Source organism: Shewanella sp. SR1, from assembly GCF_020447145.1.
GTDB classification, from domain to species: Bacteria; Pseudomonadota; Gammaproteobacteria; order Enterobacterales; family Shewanellaceae; genus Shewanella; species Shewanella baltica.
In genome coordinates this window covers 13,867-32,778 of the sequence record NZ_JAJAEF010000011.1, presented here as the reverse complement: position 1 = coordinate 32,778, position 18,912 = coordinate 13,867, and the positions used below count along the sequence as shown (strand labels likewise).

Annotated in this window: 15 protein-coding genes and 2 pseudogenes; 6 read left to right on the top strand and 11 right to left on the bottom strand. The window is 48.0% G+C overall.

The annotated features are described in order from the left end of the window. Positions 1-460: 460 nt before the first annotated feature. Entirely contained in the window at positions 461-2,797 is a 2,337-nt protein-coding gene (locus KV201_RS12145) for a M4 family metallopeptidase (protein WP_226059468.1), read from the top strand. 210 nt (positions 2,798-3,007) lie between these two features. Here the strand turns inward: KV201_RS12145 and KV201_RS12140 are convergent. The 5 genes and pseudogenes from KV201_RS12140 to KV201_RS12125 form a co-directional block, all read right to left on the bottom strand. Further along, positions 3,008-3,106: pseudogene (locus tag KV201_RS12140) on the bottom strand (helix-turn-helix domain-containing protein); the annotation flags it as partial. Positions 3,107-3,113: 7 nt separating this feature from the next. Further along, positions 3,114-3,224 (bottom strand): annotated as a pseudogene (locus tag KV201_RS22545) (helix-turn-helix domain-containing protein); the annotation flags it as partial. A 4-nt stretch (positions 3,225-3,228) separates the two neighbouring features. Continuing rightward, complete coding sequence (locus KV201_RS12135; protein WP_011847973.1) at positions 3,229-3,780, bottom strand: response regulator transcription factor; 552 nt, start codon at positions 3,778-3,780, stop codon at positions 3,229-3,231. Further along, on the bottom strand, positions 3,777-5,087 hold the full coding sequence (locus tag KV201_RS12130; RefSeq protein ID WP_226059467.1) for a sensor histidine kinase KdpD: 1,311 nt from the start codon (positions 5,085-5,087) through the stop codon (positions 3,777-3,779). The genes KV201_RS12135 and KV201_RS12130 overlap by 4 nt, the downstream gene beginning before the upstream one ends. 8 nt (positions 5,088-5,095) lie before the next feature. Further along, positions 5,096-6,010, bottom strand: a complete 915-nt coding sequence (locus KV201_RS12125; protein WP_226059466.1) for an SDR family oxidoreductase — start codon at positions 6,008-6,010, stop codon at positions 5,096-5,098. Between the two features lie 178 nt (positions 6,011-6,188). On the opposite strand from KV201_RS12125, the gene KV201_RS12120 reads away from it, so the two are divergent. Then, positions 6,189-8,039, top strand: coding sequence for an alkaline phosphatase D family protein (locus KV201_RS12120; protein WP_226059526.1), 1,851 nt, complete (start codon positions 6,189-6,191; stop codon positions 8,037-8,039). A 4-nt stretch (positions 8,040-8,043) separates the two neighbouring features. Here the strand turns inward: KV201_RS12120 and KV201_RS12115 are convergent, their stop codons facing one another. The 4 genes from KV201_RS12115 to KV201_RS12100 all read right to left on the bottom strand — a co-directional run bounded on the left by KV201_RS12115 (position 8,044) and on the right by KV201_RS12100 (position 11,383). Continuing rightward, a complete protein-coding gene (locus KV201_RS12115) occupies positions 8,044-8,433 on the bottom strand; it encodes a hypothetical protein (RefSeq protein WP_226059465.1) in 390 nt (129 codons plus the stop codon). 147 nt (positions 8,434-8,580) lie between these two features. Then, positions 8,581-9,498 (bottom strand): pseudouridine synthase, encoded by a 918-nt coding sequence (locus KV201_RS12110; RefSeq protein WP_226059464.1) that lies wholly within the window; start codon positions 9,496-9,498, stop codon positions 8,581-8,583. Between the two features lie 53 nt (positions 9,499-9,551). Then, complete coding sequence (locus KV201_RS12105; protein ID WP_226059463.1) at positions 9,552-10,127, bottom strand: LON peptidase substrate-binding domain-containing protein; 576 nt, start codon at positions 10,125-10,127, stop codon at positions 9,552-9,554. Between the two features lie 200 nt (positions 10,128-10,327). Continuing rightward, entirely contained in the window at positions 10,328-11,383 is a 1,056-nt protein-coding gene (locus KV201_RS12100) for an alpha/beta hydrolase (protein ID WP_226059462.1), read from the bottom strand. A gap of 317 nt (positions 11,384-11,700) precedes the next feature. Between KV201_RS12100 and KV201_RS12095 the strand changes: the two genes are divergently transcribed. The 4 genes from KV201_RS12095 to KV201_RS12080 all read left to right on the top strand — a co-directional run bounded on the left by KV201_RS12095 (position 11,701) and on the right by KV201_RS12080 (position 16,593). Next, positions 11,701-14,094 carry a TonB-dependent siderophore receptor gene (locus KV201_RS12095; protein ID WP_226059461.1) on the top strand — a complete coding sequence of 798 codons (2,394 nt, stop codon included), beginning with the start codon at positions 11,701-11,703 and terminating at the stop codon, positions 14,092-14,094. 149 nt (positions 14,095-14,243) lie between these two features. Continuing rightward, positions 14,244-14,705 carry a YhcH/YjgK/YiaL family protein gene (locus tag KV201_RS12090; RefSeq protein WP_226059460.1) on the top strand — a complete coding sequence of 154 codons (462 nt, stop codon included), beginning with the start codon at positions 14,244-14,246 and terminating at the stop codon, positions 14,703-14,705. 143 nt (positions 14,706-14,848) lie between these two features. After that, on the top strand, positions 14,849-15,769 hold the full coding sequence (locus KV201_RS12085; RefSeq protein WP_006083317.1) for a manganese-dependent inorganic pyrophosphatase: 921 nt from the start codon (positions 14,849-14,851) through the stop codon (positions 15,767-15,769). A 209-nt stretch (positions 15,770-15,978) separates the two neighbouring features. Continuing rightward, positions 15,979-16,593: a DedA family protein gene (locus tag KV201_RS12080; protein WP_226059459.1), complete on the top strand. Its 615-nt coding sequence runs from the start codon at positions 15,979-15,981 to the stop codon at positions 16,591-16,593. A 42-nt stretch (positions 16,594-16,635) separates the two neighbouring features. Here the strand turns inward: KV201_RS12080 and KV201_RS12075 are convergent, their stop codons facing one another. Next, entirely contained in the window at positions 16,636-17,079 is a 444-nt protein-coding gene (locus KV201_RS12075; protein ID WP_226059458.1) for an energy transducer TonB, read from the bottom strand. A 362-nt stretch (positions 17,080-17,441) separates the two neighbouring features. Then, entirely contained in the window at positions 17,442-18,908 is a 1,467-nt protein-coding gene (locus KV201_RS12070) for a thioesterase (protein WP_071938754.1), read from the bottom strand. Positions 18,909-18,912 lie beyond the last annotated feature (4 nt).

Genomic DNA, 18,912 nt, shown 5'->3' with positions numbered 1-18,912 from the left:
TGCCCAAAAGCACCGCTAATCCTTAAATCTACTCACTTAAAAATCACCCACCTAGAAATTACCCGCTTAACCTCGCCAACAGCTCCAACCTAACCCAATGAAAATAAACCAATAAAGCACTTTTTACGACTCACAAAACCCGCATTTGACTAGGCTAAATCACTATTACCCAAAAGTCCTAATTCAAATTTAAAAGCACCTAAATGAATGCTGAAGATAGTTCCTTTGTACGATTGTTAACACTTTTACATTTAAATAACATCTAAGGTCATGCGGTTATTCACGCTTTGCACAGAATAAAAATCTGAGAATCTCCGCCTGAGCAACAGCTCATTCTATTCGGCCATGGCAGAGGGATGCCGACGACCCTGTAGAAATTACAATAAAAAAACGCTCGCCCGAGCCAGTTAAGCAGTATGGCATTCCAACGTTAATGACAAACGGAAAAAGGATTTTAAGCATGATGCTAAACAAAAAACTGTCGCTACTCTTCATTGCTGTGTCGGCCACGTTAGGCACATCAGCATTTGCTGCTGATGTTGTCGATGTCGGCACACTCAGAAGCGCGTCTTCAAGCAATAACTTAGTGTCTCAGTTCAACTTAGACGCAGGTAGCCAACTCAAAGTCGAGAAAAAACTCGACCTAGGTCAAGGCAAGCAAAAGCAACGTTTACAACAATATTTCCATGACGTGCCTGTTTATGGTTTCTCTGTTGCAACGTCACAATCGAGCATGGGCTTCTACAGCGACATGTCTGGCCGCGTATTAAAAAATATTGAAAAGTCGGCTGATTTTGTCAAACCCACATTAACGGCTAACAAAGCGTTAGACATTGCCATTCGTGGCAAGTCTGAGAAAGCTGTTGCCGGCCTAAAAGCTGAAAACAAACAAGCAAAATTATGGCTTTACCTTGATGATGCGGCTAAAACTCGCCTCGTTTATGTGACGTCTTTTGTGGTATATGGCGATGAGCCAAGCCGTCCATTCACTATGATTGACGCGCACTCAGGTGAAGTGCTCAAGCGTTGGGAAGGGATTAACCACGCCGCGAGCGGTACAGGTCCAGGCGGTAACATTAAGACTGGCCAATACGAATACGGTACGGATTTTTCTTACTTAGACGTTGAAGTGAGCGGTGACACCTGCACCATGAACTCACCTAACGTGAAAACCGTTAACTTAAACGGTGCCACATCAGGCGCAACAGCCTTCTCTTATACTTGCCCACGCAATACCGTTAAAGAGATCAACGGTGCTTACTCGCCATTAAACGATGCACACTATTTTGGTAACGTGATCTACAACATGTATAGCGAGTGGTACAACACTGCGCCGTTAACTTTCCAGTTAACCATGCGGGTTCACTACAGCAGCAACTACGAAAACGCCTTCTGGGACGGCAGTGCTATGACCTTCGGTGATGGCGCAACGACCTTCTATCCATTAGTGAGCTTAGATGTCTCGGCACACGAAGTGAGCCATGGTTTCACTGAGCAAAACTCAGGCCTGATTTACGATGCTCAATCTGGTGGCATGAACGAAGCCTTCTCAGATATGGCGGGTGAAGCTGCTGAATTTTACATGCACGGCACGAACGACTGGTTAGTCGGCGCTGATATCTTTAAAGGCAATGGCGCACTGCGTTACATGGCAGATCCAACCTTAGACGGAATCTCAATCGGCCATATCGACGATTACTATGATGGCATCGACGTACACCACAGTTCAGGTGTCTTCAACAAAGCCTTCTACACACTCGCAAACTTACCGGGCTGGGATACACGCACTGCATTCCAAACATTTGTGGTCGCTAACCAATTATATTGGACAGCTGACAGCTTGTTCTGGCAAGGCGCTTGTGGCGTTAAATCTGCGGCGACTGACTTAGGCTTAAGTGCTGACGATGTGGTTACTGCGTTTGCCGCTGTGGGTATCACACCTTGTGAAACGCCACCACCACCGCCACCACCAGAAGCCACTGAGCTCGCGAACGGTGTCGCTGTGACGGGTTTAGCGGGTGCGTCAGGTAGCAAACAGTACTACAAACTCGACGTAGCAAGCGGTGCAACCAACCTGAGCTTTAATATGTCAGGCGGCACGGGTGATGCGGACATGTATGTTAAATTCGGCCAAGCTCCTACCTCTAGTAGCTATGATTGCCGTCCATACAAAGCCGGCAATGCCGAAAGCTGCCCTATCGATCCAGCCCAAACGGGGACTTATTGGGTCATGGTTAGTGGCTATAGCAGCTACACAGGTGTGAGCCTAGTGGGTGCTTATGACGGTGGCGATGAGATACCAAACCAAGATCCAACAGCGGGCTTTACGGCAAGCTTTGCCAACGGTAACGGTAGCTTCACTAGCACCAGTACTGACAGCGATGGTGATGTCGTTGCATGGAGCTGGATCTTCGGTGATGGCACAACTGCTTCAGGCGCAAGTGTAAATCATCAGTATGCTCAGTCAGGCAACTACACAGTGACATTGACTGTGACTGACAACGATGGCGCAACAGCAAGCACTTCTGAAGAATTTGCAGTTGAAGTACCAGAAGTGGCGTTAGAAATGACAGTGAAAAACGCTAACAAATCTCGTCGCGGCAGCATTCGTGTTGCACTCGCATGGGAAGGTCATAACGCTGATGAGTACACTATCTTCCGTAACGGCGTTGCGGTAGGTACTTCAAGCAATTCATCGTTTATTGACCGTTTCACCGACCTAGCTGGCACTAGCTTCAGCTATAAAGTGTGTGAAACTAACGGCCCTTGCTCAAACGAAGAAACCGTTAACTTTTAATCGCATAAGATAATCGTATCGTGGCGCTAGCGTAAAATCCTAGCGCCGACTCATCGATAAACTTCTCGTTTCTTGTTAATGCCACTCAGCCTTTTTTGAGTGGCATTTTTTATGCTCAAATGCGGCGCACTATGCCAGCCTCAATCCCGTTAGTATCCTTATGTCATGTGCTTGAGTCAGCTTCACTGGCCAACTTATGAAAATAAAGCGTTACTTCAAATGGCCACTTTCACCCACAGGTTTTTTGAGTAACTTACGTTGTAAGGTGCGGCGATGCATCCCCAATTGGCGGGCGGTGGCGGACACATTGCCTTGGTTACTTCAAATGTCCACTTTCACCCACAGGTTTTTTGAGTAACTTACGTTGTAAGGTGCGACGATGCATCCCCAATTGGCGGGCGGTAGCGGACACATTGCTTTAGTTGCTTTAGTTACTTCAAATGGCCACTTTCACCCACAGGCTTCTTGAGCAACTTACGTTGTAAGGTGCGGCGATGCATTCCGAGTTGGCGGGCGGTGGCGGACACATTGCCTTGGTTAGCATTGAGCACTTGCTGAATATGTTCCCACTCCAAACGCTTAGGATTAAGGGGCGAGTCATCGACTTCATCTTCTTGAAGGGTATGAGAATGCCCTTCCATTTCCAGCGCGGCGAGTAAGGTTTGAGTATCCACAGGTTTAGCTAAATAATTATCGGCGCCAAGGCGAATTGCTTCCACCGCAGTGGCGATACTGGCGTAGCCGGTGAGCAACACCATGGTCACTTTAGGCAGCAGATTACGCAGTGGCACAATTAACCCTAAGCCATTAGCTTCGGCAAGTTTCATGTCTAACAGGATGTGGCTAGGACGAAACTCCCGCGCCACCAGCAGAGCATCGCTGGCATCATGGGTTAAGCGGCACTCAAAGCCGTGGCGCGTGAGCCGTCGGCCTAAAATACTCGCCAGAGAAAGATCATCCTCGACAATCAATAAACGTTTCATGATCTGACTCCGTCAGCGGCCTGAGTGTTGGGCGATAACGATGCAGCTTTGTCCTTTAGAATCGTAAAGCGAATTTGTGCCACAGTACCGCCTTGGGGATGATTGGCCAGAATCAATTCTGCGCCCAAACGCTCTAGACTGGCATGACTGAGTAGCAGCGCAACACCTAAGCCCTTGGGACTCTCAATTAATAAGGTGCCCAATTGCGGCAATAAAGAGGGCGCTATGCCTGCGCCATAATCGCGGATCTGCAAATAGATTTGAGCTTCACTTGGCGCGATATCTAAGCTGATATCCACCTGCGGGGCACCTAGGGTTTCGACACTGGCGCGGGCGGCATTCTCAATCAAGGCCATGATGGCAGGCGTTAGACTCATATCGGTCAGAATGCTTTGATCTGCCAACTGATCAGGCGCACAGGTGAACAACCAGTTTAGTTCGGTCTGTGGCATGAGCAGCAAGGTTTTCTGCTTTAAACCGTCCACCAGCTCAGCGATCTTTTGTGGCCGCTGGCGGCGATCGCGGATCGACTCTGTCGCCAATCGCAGCTCGGCGAGCGTATGTTCACATCGGCCTAGCGCAGTCTCCATCTCCACAACCGTTATCGAAGTGCCGCTCATATCTTCTTTTACTTCATCGAGTAACAACCTCAGGCTTGAGAGCGGCGTAGCCAGTTGATGTGCCATCTGCGCCGATGCCGTACCTAGGGCTAAAAGTTGTTCCTGACGTAATTGTCCTTCGCGCATATAAGCTAACTGCGCATCTTGGCGGCGCATACGTTTAGTAATCAGCGCCACGCTGGTTGTCATCACCAAAGCTGAAATCACAAAGTTAAACCACATGCCTAAATAGTGGGAACTCATATCCATACCGTGGTGCTGCATGGGGGATTCGGGCACAGTAAAAATCATCAAGCTGTAGGCTAAGGTTGAAATAGCCGTCAGTGCCCAAGGCGCCCAGATTGGCAAAGTCACAGCCGCAAGTGCGATCGGCAGCAGTAATAACGAGATAAACGCATTAGTCGCGCCGCCGGAAAAGTGCAGCCAAGAAATCCAAAATAGTGTGTCTAAGCTAAGCGCGATAAAGAGGCCACGTTCCTTGGCAAACAAAGGTTTACGTAAGGCTAATGTGAGTGACAGGTATAACACCTCCAGCACTAACACATGCACTAACGGCTCCATTTGCAGGCTAAGACCAAAAGTATCGGCGGCAAACATGGTTAAGCCAATTTGCAGCAGCAATCCTAAGGTTCGCAGTAATGCGACTTGGTCGGCGGCCTGTAGACTAGTCCCTAAGATCTTAGCCATAGCCATTCCTACAGTGTGAGTCCGAGTGCGGCCAGTGCGCCACTCGATTGCGTTAATGCTTTGCGTGCGCCAGTGGCGAAATCAATATCGGAGCGAATACCGAGCGCCGCTAAACGTGCACAACTCAAGCTACAGTCCCTTGGCCGCTTGGCATTATCCGTCGGTGTCGACTCAGGCGTTAAGTGCGCCGTACTGAGTTGTAAAATCTCCCCTAAGGTCAGCAGCATCTGATACTTGGTCATGGTCTCTGCGGCGCTAAAGTGATAAATACCCTGCACGATAGGTGCTTCAATATGCTGTGCAATCATCTTATCTATGGCTTGGGCAATATCGGCGGTTGAAGTTGGACTGCGTACCGCCCAATGATCGACACCCTGAGCGCGACTTTCAATCAATTGGTTAACCAGCACTAGCACAGCAGATTCACTCAGCTTCTCGACTTGGCCGTAAAGGATTGGCAAGCGTAGCACGGCAAAATCATCACGAGTGTTAAGCACGATTTCTTCGCCCTTTAACTTAGATTCACCATAAAAATTAACCGGATGAGTGGCGGCATCTTCGGCGTACTTAGGCTGAGTGCCATCGAACACATAGTCGGTGGAGATATAGATAAGCCAAGCGTTATTAGCCTTGGCTGCCATAGCGAGGGCTTGGCTGGCGGTTAAGTTAAGTGCCAATGCAGCCTGCGGATTTTGCTCCGACACATCGGGGCGACGCTCGGCGGCGCAGTGCACTATGACTTGCGGTTGCTCGCGGGCGATAAATGCTTCGACAGCCAAAGGGGCAGTCAGATCGAGTTTATGCACTCGTTCACTTGCGCGGCTAAAACCTGTGGCCACAACCTCATGTCCCGTTAATTCGAGCTGTTTTACAACAGCTCGGCCGAGTAGCCCAGTCGCGCCAGTTACCATGATCTTAGCCATATTGCCCCATTCAGTTTCAACTCATGTGTATGGCTGACAATTCTAAAAGCTTTTCATATTCAACGCACTTGTTTACTCTTTTAAACCAAACTTACTTAGGGTTAACTCACTTGAGATTAACCTAAGCACCAATAGGCTGAATTTGAGTCCGACACTTCCTCTGATATTGGCAGGCCCTATGCTGCGCCACTGCGATGCCACACACTTTACCTTGTGGTTTATGAGTCGTGAGCCATTAACTGAGCTTACGTTGCGCTTAGGGGAACAGGAGTTTCCGCTGCAAGATGCCGATGTGCACTATGTGCCACTCGGGCAGCACGCCCATCAATATCTAATCATACTGTCGCGACCAGAGTTACTCACGCCTAATCGAGTCATGAGCTACCAAGTATCCGCCGCTCAACATGGGGATATTTTTGCCAGTATCAGTCAGCTCAACTATGGCGATGCCTCATCGCCAAGTGTGCGTTTTACCCCAGAATTAACCCAAGTATTCCATGGCTCTTGCCGCAATCCGCATCACCACAGTGACGATGCGCTCGTCGCCGCCGATACCCATTTAGCCCAAATAATCGACACGGGTGTAGCGGACGATCGCCCCGCACTTATCGTGATGAGTGGCGATCAAGTGTATATCGATGATGTGGCTGGCCCCATGTTAAACGCCATAGGACAAGTCATCGACTTGCTTGGCCTTCAGCATGAGCAATTTGAAGGGGCGAACATAGCGAGTAGTGAAGCACTGCATTATCAGCCCGCCGATTTGTATCAGCGCCATAAAAATCTGCTGCCGCACACTCAATATCCAGCCAAAACCGCGCTATGGCGTTGGTATCGCAATCACCCGATTTTCACTTCCTCCATCGCCGAGAATCATCTCGTCAGTCTGAATGAAATCATCGCCTTGTATTTACTCACTTGGTCGCCCGAGCTGTGGGAATTAGTCAATATACCCAAGGATGTCGATGGCTTAACACCCGCGAATAGCGCGCGCTGGCAAAATGAGTGGCAACACTTGCTCGGCTTTAAAGCTGGGCTGACGCAGGTGAGGCGCTTTATGGCGCACATTCCCGTTTATATGATGTTTGACGATCACGACGTTACCGACGACTGGAACCTGACCGCCAAATGGGAACTCGCAGCCTACGAGCATGCATTTTCGAAACGCATTATTGGTAACGCCCTGATTGGCTATACCTTGTTCCAAGGACTTGGCAATGCACCCGATAAATTTACCGATGAGATCCGCCCGCTGCTCGATGCCTTTTTTGCACAGCCACAGAGTGAAAGCCAGGATCTGCTCATCGACGAATTACTTAAATTTGAGCAATGGCATTACACCTTAGCGACCTCACCCAAACTTGTGGTGCTCGATACCCGCACTCGCCGCTGGCGCAGCGAATCCAATCTCGCAAAACCATCCGGCTTGATGGATTGGGAGGCGTTAATGGATTTGCAGCAAGAATTGCTCGGCCAATCGAAGGTCATTATCGTCTCGCCTGCACCTATGTTTGGGGTCAAATTGATTGAGGCGATACAGCGCACTGCCACGCTGATAGGCGCTTCTTTGTTGGTGGACGCCGAAAACTGGATGGCCCACCCCGGTGCCGCCAACGCGCTACTGAGTATTTTTATGCACCGTAAAACCCCAGAGGAATTTGTTATCCTCTCCGGCGATGTGCATTACTCCTTTAGTTACGACATCAGTATTCGCTTTAGGCGCAGCAGCCCTAACATCTACCAGATCACCTGCAGCGGCATTAAAAATCACTTCCCCGAGAAGCTGTTACCGATTTTCGATAAACTCAATGGCTGGCTTTACGGCCACTTTTCGCCGCTTAATTTACTGACAAAACGAAAACGCATGTCGCTGCGCGGCAGAAGACCGAATGGTGCACCGAGCAAACGTTTAGTGAATAAAAGTGGTATTGGGATTTTGGAACTTGCGGATGATGGTGCGCCGACAAAAATTGCGGTTTTACATGGCGATATGAGTGAAACCTTGTTCGAACCACCCAAACAGGAATAACGAATTAGACAGGTTTATGATGTTTAACCGTTTCAGGTTGAGTGGCACCAGAACCCGAATCCAGCGGCGGAAGATTTTTAGATAAAGCCTCATCGGTTTCGACATTCTTCGGCTGGGCTTGATTGAAAATCAACGCCTCTGGCTGCGGCTTATTCGCCGGCTTTTCATGCACCATTTGATCCCAAATCACCTTAGAGTGCTGATTTGCATCATCAGCCTCAATGGCCGATGCCGCAGACGAACTCGGTTTCTTCGGTTCGATCACCGCAGTCCCCTTGCGGATCTCTGCGGCAATATCTTTTAAATAAGGTTGTTTCGTCCAGTCGCCAAAAAACATGGCCGCCACTAATACCGCAGCGCAAAGTAAGATAGAGATCATCGCAGATTTGGTCATAATGGACTTCCTTCAAACAATCGTAATATGGCTCCCTATGGCAGAGACTCAGATACTGCAGCTTGTATTCATACCATCACAGGGCCAAGCGCACAATTGCACCCGATCATTTCCTTCAAGCGGACTGGAAATAATGCTTTCCGCTGACTAAAACGCAAAACCCTCACATTGCACGTCGTGATGGATCCCACTCACAGGGTCAATGAAACGTAAACGCTGCGCCATCAACTTAAGAGGCGTCGCAAACTTATCCGGCCCTTTGGGTAATAAGCTTGGATAAAATCTGTCGTTTAACAATGGCATACCTAAGCTTTGCATATGCACCCGCAACTGGTGGGTTTTGCCGGTAATCGGGCTCAGGTGGAACAAACCAAGATCGCCTTTTATGGCCACTAGGCTGATTTCAGAATGGGTATTCGCCTCGCCTCCAACGATTTTCATGGTAAAACTCGGGTCGCTCGGCTGCATGCGGTTTTTTACCGTCCAATGCAGGGGCAAAGTTAAGTTTCCCTGTTGGTATTGTTCAATAATCTCTGGTGTCAGCTTGGCAATCGCTTGATAGTCTTTACGAATAGCATCGTCGATAAATAATTGATGATAAAGGGCGCGGGTTTCGGGCGCGACCGTCATCAAGATCACCCCTGCGGTTTCACGGTCAAGCCTATGAGCGGGCGCGATAGTGTCTATACCGGTGCGTAATCTCAGTCTATGTACCAGACATTCGTTCACATAGTTGCCGCTTGGGGTCACAGGTAAAAAGTGTGGCTTATAGGCCAAAATGACATTGTCATCTTGGAATAGGATCTGTTCTTCGAAGGGAATCTTCGCTTCGACCGGCACTTCACGGTAGTAATATACCCGCGCCGCTGGACGATATTCGGTGTCAATGGCGATCAAACTGCCGTCGCGCCAATGCACTTTTCCATCGAGGATCCGCTGACGCCACACATCTTCACCTATGCGGGCAAAATGCTGCGTGAGAAAGGCAAACACTGTGGGTATATCTGTGGCATTCACAGGGAGCACTATGTAAGAAGGTTGGGCGGCGCGGGCAGATGCTGTCATATCACAAAAAAAGCGGCTATAGAAAGCCGCTATTCTAGCCTTTTTGTGGTTTTTCAGTCCACATGGGACTTGATAAGTTGCAGCACGAAATCCAAGGTTTTGTGGCAATCTGGCTGATTCACTAACACTAATTTATCTTTATTATACATGGGCAAAACCTCGAGCCAGCGCTGGCTTACCCATGCAGCATCTTCTAAATGCACTTGGGAATAGAGCTCAAACAGATCGGGATTCACCTCATAAAATTGCTCTAATGCAGCGCTTATTAGCTCAAATTCACCTTTAATCGGCTCTTCTTGCCAGTTACGGCAGGGTAAAGTGCGCGCCATCCACAGCTTATCTTTGGCCTGCGCCGCCGAGAGGATGCTAACGCGCTGGCGCCCTTCGAGCACTATGCTGAGTGAATCGTCTTCTAGCTGATTAAAATCGATAATGTCGCACTGGGTAGCGGTGGGATAACAGGGCGGACTGCCGCGGGGTCTGGTGGTGGCAAAAGCGAGCGCATATTTTCCTTTAAAGACATCGGCCACCATGCGCAGATGACCGGGATCGACCACACGAACCTCTACCCGTCCCTGTGGCAGCAACAAGGCATCGCGCATGAGTAACGCCATTTCTCGTGTTTGCATAGCAACCTCCTGCCCCTCAAATAGAAGGAAACGAACATCAATGCATTCGTATTCCTTATTACCTTAGAGTGTAGCAGGTGGAATAATTTCCTTCCTGAAGCCGTTGAGTGCAAAAATAAATTGGCGACCCAACTAGGTTAAATCAGGGCATTTCAAACCAGCCATTTTAAACCCCGTTTTCTGGGCAACCTCACTTAAAACTAAAAGCGCTCTAGTCGCTCCAGCACATTTCCCTTAGCAACAACCTCGGCAAACTCCTCGGCCAGACGTTCACTCAAGGCCACCGCTGTTCGCCAATATTGCATCCGCTGCGCCGTATCCAGTTGTTTAAAATCTTCGCGATCGGGGATTTTGCCAAAGGGTAATGAAGCCACAAATTCGGCCGTTGGCGCCAACACGAGTGCATTGTGATAATTGGCTCGACCTTGACGCCACTTCAAGGATTTATCGAACCATCCTGGGCTGATCGTCGGATAGAAATGCGGATACAGCGTCAAGCCAGTTGCGTGGGATAAAGGCAAATCGAAGTGATAGTCGGTAATGCCGCCATCGTAATATTGCCCATCGGCAACGCCCTCAATTTGCGACACTGGGGCTAGCAACAACGGAATAGACCCCGTTGCTAACATCACAGCATCGACATTGGCCTCGGTTAATTCGGCCTGCCGACTGGGTAAATCATTGAGCTGCAAAAAGGGGGATGCTGCAGCTTGTTGACTAAAGACCACACGTTCAAAATGCCAGCCTAAACTTCGGCGGCTCAATAAGTTGGTCGCCGCCGTCATCACCAGTCCGGCAGCGAGAGGTAACTTAGCCGTTAAACGATTTAAATGTTTGCCGCGGCACACTACTAAATGACTGTGGATATGAGCGTTATTGACGATCTCACTAGCACCACTGGCGCCTAAAATCCCCTGCACTACGCCTTTAACTTGCGCACTGACTTCCTGCGGGGTTGGCATGCTGTCGTAACGCTGACCAATATAAAAATCCTCTAAGCGACCATAGGCAGCAAGGGGATCTTGCTGCGCCAAACACGCTAAACGCCACGCCCCTGAAGATGCGCCGAGTGTATAAAGCGGTGTCTGTCTGGCTTTGAAAAACTCAGAAAACAGATACTTATCTAACCCAGCGATACCAAGCCATTTGGGTCCACCAGAGGCGGCAAGTAGCTGGGTAAAATGTTCAGATTTAAGACCTTGTTCTGCCAAGGTATTAAATGCCGTTGCTCCCGCGAGAAATCGTAACGCTGACAAATCTGTGTTCCTTCAAACAAATGCCATCAAAGCGAAATAACGCATTAAACCACGATGGCGCACGTCAATAAACAATTCATATCATCGACTTAACTCGCCAAAACACCCAAAGCACATCTGCCGATAACAAGGTTTCATCCATATATTCAACTGCATTTTAAACATTAACTAGAACACTCGGCTCTGAGTTAGCACATTTATGTCTAGATGTAACAATTGTTACAGTGATAACCTTCTCCACATTGAATTGTTACGTTATCTTTAATCTGCACTCTTAAGTTCGAGTATCGGGTTACAAACATCATTGAGAGGTTTTTATGCGTCTAGGGATTATCGTATTGGCAGTGTCATCCACACTGGCCATTCCAGCTGTTCAAGCCGAAGAACTACAGCCTGGCTTCGAGAAAATCGAGATCATAGGTTCACGCATAGCGCTGCGCACGGCAACTGACAGTGTTGCCCCTGTAGACATTATCACCGCCGAGCAGCTCGAATCGACCGGCATGACTGAAACCGCTAAAGCACTGCAATTTGCCGCTCCAAGCTACAGCTTCCCATTCTCCTCAGTGACTGACGGTTCAGATGCGGTGCGCCCCGCGAGTTTGCGCGGCCTGTCACCCGACCACACCTTAGTACTCGTTAACGGCAAACGTCGTCACGGCTCAGCGCTAGTGCATTTAAGTGGCACTGTGGGTAAAGGTTCATCTAACGTCGACTTAAACGCTATCCCTATGACAGCTATTAAGCGTATCGAAATTTTGCGTGATGGTGCCTCGGCACAATACGGCTCGGATGCAATTGCCGGCGTCATCAACGTGGTGCTAAAGGACAGCGACCAAGGCGGTAGCATCTCGGCTCAAGCAGGACAAACCTACATAGGTGATGGCGAGCAATGGCGTGTGGGTGTAAACCACGGCATCAGCTTAAGTGACGATGGCTTTGTGAATGTCTCACTAGAAGCCCATCATAAAGACAGCACTAACCGCGCCGGATTAGATGAGCGTAAACAATATAATGATTTACCCGATGGATCAGCCGATCCCCGCGAAGCCACATTTAACCGTAAGAGCCACCAGGTCGGCGATGCCGAATATGACAACTTAGGTCTATTTATCAACGCTGCCCAGCCCATCACAAAAGATGGCAAACTCTATGCGTTTGGTGGCATCAGCCAACGTGAGACTAAGTCAGGCGCCTTTTACCGCCGCGCACTCGACGCCCGTAACTTAACTGAAATCTATCCAGATGGTTTCTTGCCACAAATCAATCCTAAAATTATCGATGCTTCCTTAGTGCTGGGGTATGAATTCAGCCTAGGCGAGTGGAATATCGATACTTCGGCTGGTCATGGCGAAAACTCGTTTAACTACAATATTGTTAATACCTTAAACGCCTCTTTAGGCCCAGATAGCCCAACCGAGTTTGACGCGGGCACACTCACGACCCGTGAAACCAATCTTAATATTGATGCTTCGCGCTACTTTGCCTTTGCCAATGACTCTGAAATCCTGTTTGCGACAGGTGTGTCGTGGCGCCAAAACGGCTATCAAATTGAAGCTGGCGAAACGGGTTCATACATCAATGGGGGTTACGACAACCGCGCTGCGGGTAGCCAAGGTTTCACCGGTTTTACCCCTGAGTCGCAAGTGGATGAAACCCGTGATAACACCGGCGTTTATATGGAACTCGAAAACCAGTTAACCAATGAGTTTTACTGGGCGGCGGCGCTGCGTTACGAAAACTATTCTGACTTTGGTGGCAACACCAGTTGGAAATTAGCGGGCCGTTACGACTTCACCGATAACTTAGCCCTGCGCGGTACCATCAACACTGGCTTTAGAGCGCCGAGCGTACAACAACTGTACTTCAGCAATATCTCGACGCTGTTTAATCCCGATCCTGTGACTGGCCAGTTGGTGCCTATTGAATCAGGCACTTTCAACACCCTATCGCCAGTGACCAAAGCACTGGGTATTAATGAGTTAGATCCCGAACTATCCCAATCATTTAGCTTAGGCTTGGTGTACACCAATGACACGGGTTTAGCACTGACATTAGATGCCTATCAAATCTCCATCGATGATCGCATTATTCTGTCGAGCTCAGTGACGCCAGATGATTCGCCCGCCGTAGCAGCCGCGTTAGCGGGCACCAATGCAGAATCGGCGCGCTTCTTTATCAACGCCGTCGATACCCGTACCCGTGGCGTAGACCTTGTAGTGAGCCAAGATTTTGATATCGGCTCATGGGGTGATTTACGGGCTAACTTAGCCTATGCCTACAATAAGACTGAAATCCAAGATATTAATTTCCCAGAGATTTTAGACGGACTCGGCCCTAAACTATTCGATAGCATTGAACAAACTCGCATGACCTCGGCGACACCGCATAACACGGGTAACTTGGGCTTGACCCATGAGCTAGGCGACTTTAAGACCAATATTCGCCTCAGCTACTTTGGTGATTACACTGTCGGCTATTCAACGGGCGATGTGAATTACAGCGATCAATGGGTGATGGATCTGTCGGTGAGATACGCGGCAACCGATGCGCTAAGTTTCACCGCTGGGGTACAAAACCTGTTTGATGTGTATCCAGAAAAACGCCCTGATGACAATAACTTCGGAGGCATCTTCGTCTACCCATTAACCAACACCCCGTTTGGTTTTAATGGTGGCTATTACTTCTTAGAAGCTAAATACACTTACTAAGCGCGTCTTAGCGAACAAAGTGACACTTGATATAAAAACAGGCCATGCTACGGCCTGTTTTTTTATGTCTAAAGCTTATGTCCTAACGGCGACTATCTGATTATAATCTTTACAATTCACTCATTCACATCCGCCATGTCGAGTAACCGATGATCGTCGATACCATAGCAAACCGCCATATTTATCAATCCCTAAGCCCTCGGCTTGCCACAGCATTAGAACATCTTGCCACCACAGACTTTAGTCAGCTGCCCGTGGGCAATTATCCCCTCGATGGCGACAATATTTTTGTGATAGTCAACGACTATCACACTAAGCATAAATCGACAGAACCCTTTGAAGTGCATCAAAAATATATCGATGTGCAATATGTGTTCAGTGGTGAAGAAGAGTTTGGTTATTTGCCACTAGCGGGCCAAACACCCTCAAAGCCCTATTTTGACAAACACGATTACGCCGAGTTTGATTACGAGGTAAACAAAGCCAATGCCTCTTTTGTGCAACTCAAAGCGGGTATGTTTGCGCTATTTTTCCCCGGTGACATGCATATGCCAGGCACTGGCGATATCGCCACTGCAGTGCGTAAAGTCGTGATAAAAGTAAAGATCTAACCCTTAAGCCATCTTTGCCGAACCTCAGTTCGGGATTTTTAGCGTTATAGCGTCTTAAGCGCGCAGTGATATGCGCTTTGGCTATTTCCGATCCGAGCCAAATATTGCTAAAATTGCCACAAATTTAAAGGAGAGTCCCTGAAATGCCTATTTACGTTGTCGGTCACAAGATCCCCGATTCTGATTCAATCTGCGGTGCTATCGCGTTAGCCTATTTAAAAAACCAAATCGGTGAAGAAGCCATTGCCGCACGTTTAGGTGAATTGTCACCCGAAACCGCTTTTATTCTGGAACGTTTCGGCTTCGAAGCACCGGAATACAAAACCAGCTACGCTGGCGAGCAAGTGTATATCGTTGACCATTCAGAACTGACTCAAGCACCGGATGATATCGCCCAAGCGACGATCGTCGGGATTGTCGATCACCACAAACTTGGCGATCTGACCACAGATACCCCGTTAGAATGCTGGATCCGCCCAGTAGGTTGCAGCAACACAGTGATAAAGATGATGTTCGACTTTTACCAAGTCGCTATCCCTAAAAATATCGCTGGCATCATGATGTGCGCCATTCTGAGCGATACCGTGATTTTCAAATCACCGACTTGCACCACTGCCGACATTCGTTGCGTTGAAGCGTTAGCTGAAATTGCTGGCGTTGAAGATTTCAAAGAACTGGGCATGGAAATGTTCAAAGTGAAATCAGCTGTGCAAGGCACGCCAGCACGCGACCTCGTTATGCGTGACTTTAAAGACTTCAACATGAACGGTAACTTAGTCGGTATCGGCCAGTTAGAAGTCATCGACCTGTCAGTATTTGACGATATCAAGGCCGAGTTAGAAGCCGATATCAAAGCACTGAAAGTGGAAGGCAATCGCCACAGCGTATTGTTACTGCTGACTGATATCATGAAAGAAGGCTCAGAGCTGTTAATCGTATCTGACGATAGCGACCTGACCCAACGCGCCTACGGTAAAGATACCGTCGATGGTAAAGTCTGGTTAGACGGCGTATTAAGCCGTAAAAAACAAGTCGTTCCACAGCTACAAGCGGCATTCGCATAGTCGTTTTATCGACGCGACAGTACTGACATTAAGGCCGAACTGAGTTCGGCCTTTTTTATATTTCAGGTAAAAGCTAATAACCCCTGCGTTACACTTATTCACCGCCGCTAACTAAAACTGGCATGAAACTTTGCTCATAAATCTATCCAGCCAGAGAAGTTGGCGAGTATGATGGGCTAATTGTCCCACTGATTTGATCACTTTCATCCATGCCAGAAGCGCTACAACATATCATCACCGAACTCACCCCTTGGCTACAGCAATATGGCTATGTGCTGCTATTTGTCGCGATTGCCGTCGAGGGTTTTGGCATTCCAGCGCCGGGGCAATCCTTATTGATTGTCGCAAGTTTATTAGCTGCTGCAGGGCAAATGTCACTGCCATTGGTGTTGATCGTCGCAGCTTGCGCTGCACTCTGCGGTAACAGTTTGGGATATTTTATCGGTTGGCGCTTTGGTGATGTGTTGCTTAAGAAGGGCTGGATAAAACCGCAATTGGAAGACAAAATCCATGGCGTTATTGGCCAATATGGCATTGCCGCTTTAGTGCTGAGTCGTTTTGTTGAGGGATTAAAACAATTTATGTTTATCGGCTGCGGCTTGGCTAAAATGCCACTTAAGCAATTTGTAATAGGTAATGCCCTAGCCACCAGCATTTGGGTGGCACTTTTTGGGTTAGGCCCAGTGTTAATCCGCGATGAAATTGCTCCTATGCTGGCATTTTACCACCAGCACAAATACCCCACATGGGCCATTGTCAGCCTAATACTCGCCGCGCTAATCACTTTTACTTGGCGCAGGTGGCAAACAAAAAATCCGCAGTAAGCGATTTGGCTTTGCTTGCAACTTGAAATGGTTAAGTTGACGTTAGCCACATACTAATTGCGTTTGTTGCTTACAGGCATTTTGAGATTGTTCCGTCGACTCATCACCTATACAAAAATCTAACCTTATGGTTCTTTTTTCAGAAGTCATTACGTTCGTAGCGGAAGTGGGGACCCAGTTCCATTTTTTTAATATCTGACTTGAGTATTTGCCCAGTGATTTTTGAGGAACAGATTTAACGACTTCGATATTTTCGGCCTTACCCGATTCTGAAATATCAAAAGACATGACAGCACAACCAGCAATGCTCGAGCGAGCGAGTTCCATTGGATATTGAGGAGCACTTTTATTTTCACGCTCCCAAATAAAACCACTCGTTGGTTGTATATCTGTAACTTGCACATCCGCGTACACATTATGACTTTTTGCAAAACTATAGTTTGATACCGCAAAAATAACCAAGGCGGATAAAATTGAACACTTCATATACACTCCATTGTTTAATGAATTAAAATAATGCCTTATCACTAATTATTTTTTGATTAATAACCACTAACCCTGATAGTACTTAAGTTGTAAATAACGTTAATATACCTAATACTTATTCACTCAAACCAATAACTCTAAATAAATAGTAAGCCAAAATTGATTTCAGTTTACAAGATAACCTACCGAACTTAGCACGCCATCGCAAGACTTGACGATGAATGTCGAAATATTTGTTTTTGATTTTAATGAGTAAAATAAATTTACTCATTAACCACTTTTTTAAAAAGAAGCGCTTTCGCATTGTTTGGAACACACATTAAAAGCACTTCCAAAACAAGGTCAAGCTATTTAGCACTCAATCACTTTATGCCGTCAGTCTCAACCTTAGGTTGAGGCTCTGCGCCGTCATTTGGCTTAGCCTCAAGTTTTGATTCTAGTTCTGGCGCTTTGATTGGCGCGTGCGGTACCTCAGTTACGGCAGACTTATCTTGTTCCTGTGATACGTTTGGTTCCTGCAATGGTGCGTTGACCTCAGGCGTCGGTGAACCTTGTTCTTCAGGTAAGGGCTCGACAATCATCACCGGCTCTTGTGGCACAGGCGCTTCACCTTGTGTGGACGTTGCAGCTTCTGACTCTGGGGCTAAAGTACCGAGATCTTGGTTTGCGGGACTTTCCACCGCATGTTTAGGTAATTGATTTCGATACAAATCAATCATACTCATCACTTCAGACAAGGCTTTGGCATGATCCGGTGTGAGAATACCATTGTGTCCTGAGACGATTTCATCTGACACCGCCAGCACCCACACGGCCTGCATATTGGCATCGGGACAGGTCTGCACGGTACGACGGGCCTGCAGACGAGCACGAATTTTCCAGCCAGAATGGGGCAAGGTCATCATACAGCCAGGGATTTGATCGTGCGCCATCAAGGCCGACGGCATCTTCATTGGCGTAGTGCAATTGCCACCTGAGCATTTGTCGATATCGTGGGTAATAGCCCAAGAGTTACCGACGGCGCGCTCGCCATCCTTGATGTAATTGAAGGCTTCTTTCACCGCAAAATCGCCCTTCGACTGCAATACGACCATACTCGGCTTTTGCCTATCTAAGCTCACCAAGGTATCAAGTGGCTGGTACTCCTTCGCGGGCACTGCAGGGTTTAACAGTAAGAATAAATTAGGATTATCCTGCTGATGATCGATAGCAGCCTTGATGCGGTCTTTGCTGGCATGCAAAACAACCGCACCGCCAAGACTATGACCAATTACGGTATAACGCAGCAGTTTATGCTCTGTCACTAAGCCATCGAGCTTATCAAGCAGTTGAGATAAACCTAGCTGACCTATGCGTTTAGCAACCCGTTTACGCTGTAAAATGGTAGGGAAATCTAAGGGTTCAATCCAGCTTTTCGCATCATCTGAGCCATCGAGCCAGAAGGGATCGTATTTATCGCCGCGCCAGCCAATATACAAACCCAATAAGTTGCGCTGCGTATCGGACGCCGCCATCTGCTGATAAAACTGCTCGAAGGCGATAAAGTTTTCATCTTTAGGCTCTGCACTGTGGTGCCAGCCGTGGACAAAGATCAATAATTCTGGGATCTGTGCAGGCTCAGGCTGGGATATGCGCGCCTCTAGACCTTGCCATTGCCTTTCGTCATGGGGCTGGCCTTGATCGTTAAACTCAATCACATGGAAGTTTTGCTTCGCAATATCTGGGCTGGGAATGTGGTAAGCCTGATCTGGAATAAAAGGGAGTAAGACACAAAGCGACAACAACATTAAAAACAGTAACTTGTACTGGGTAAACTTTTTCAGGCTCATTTAT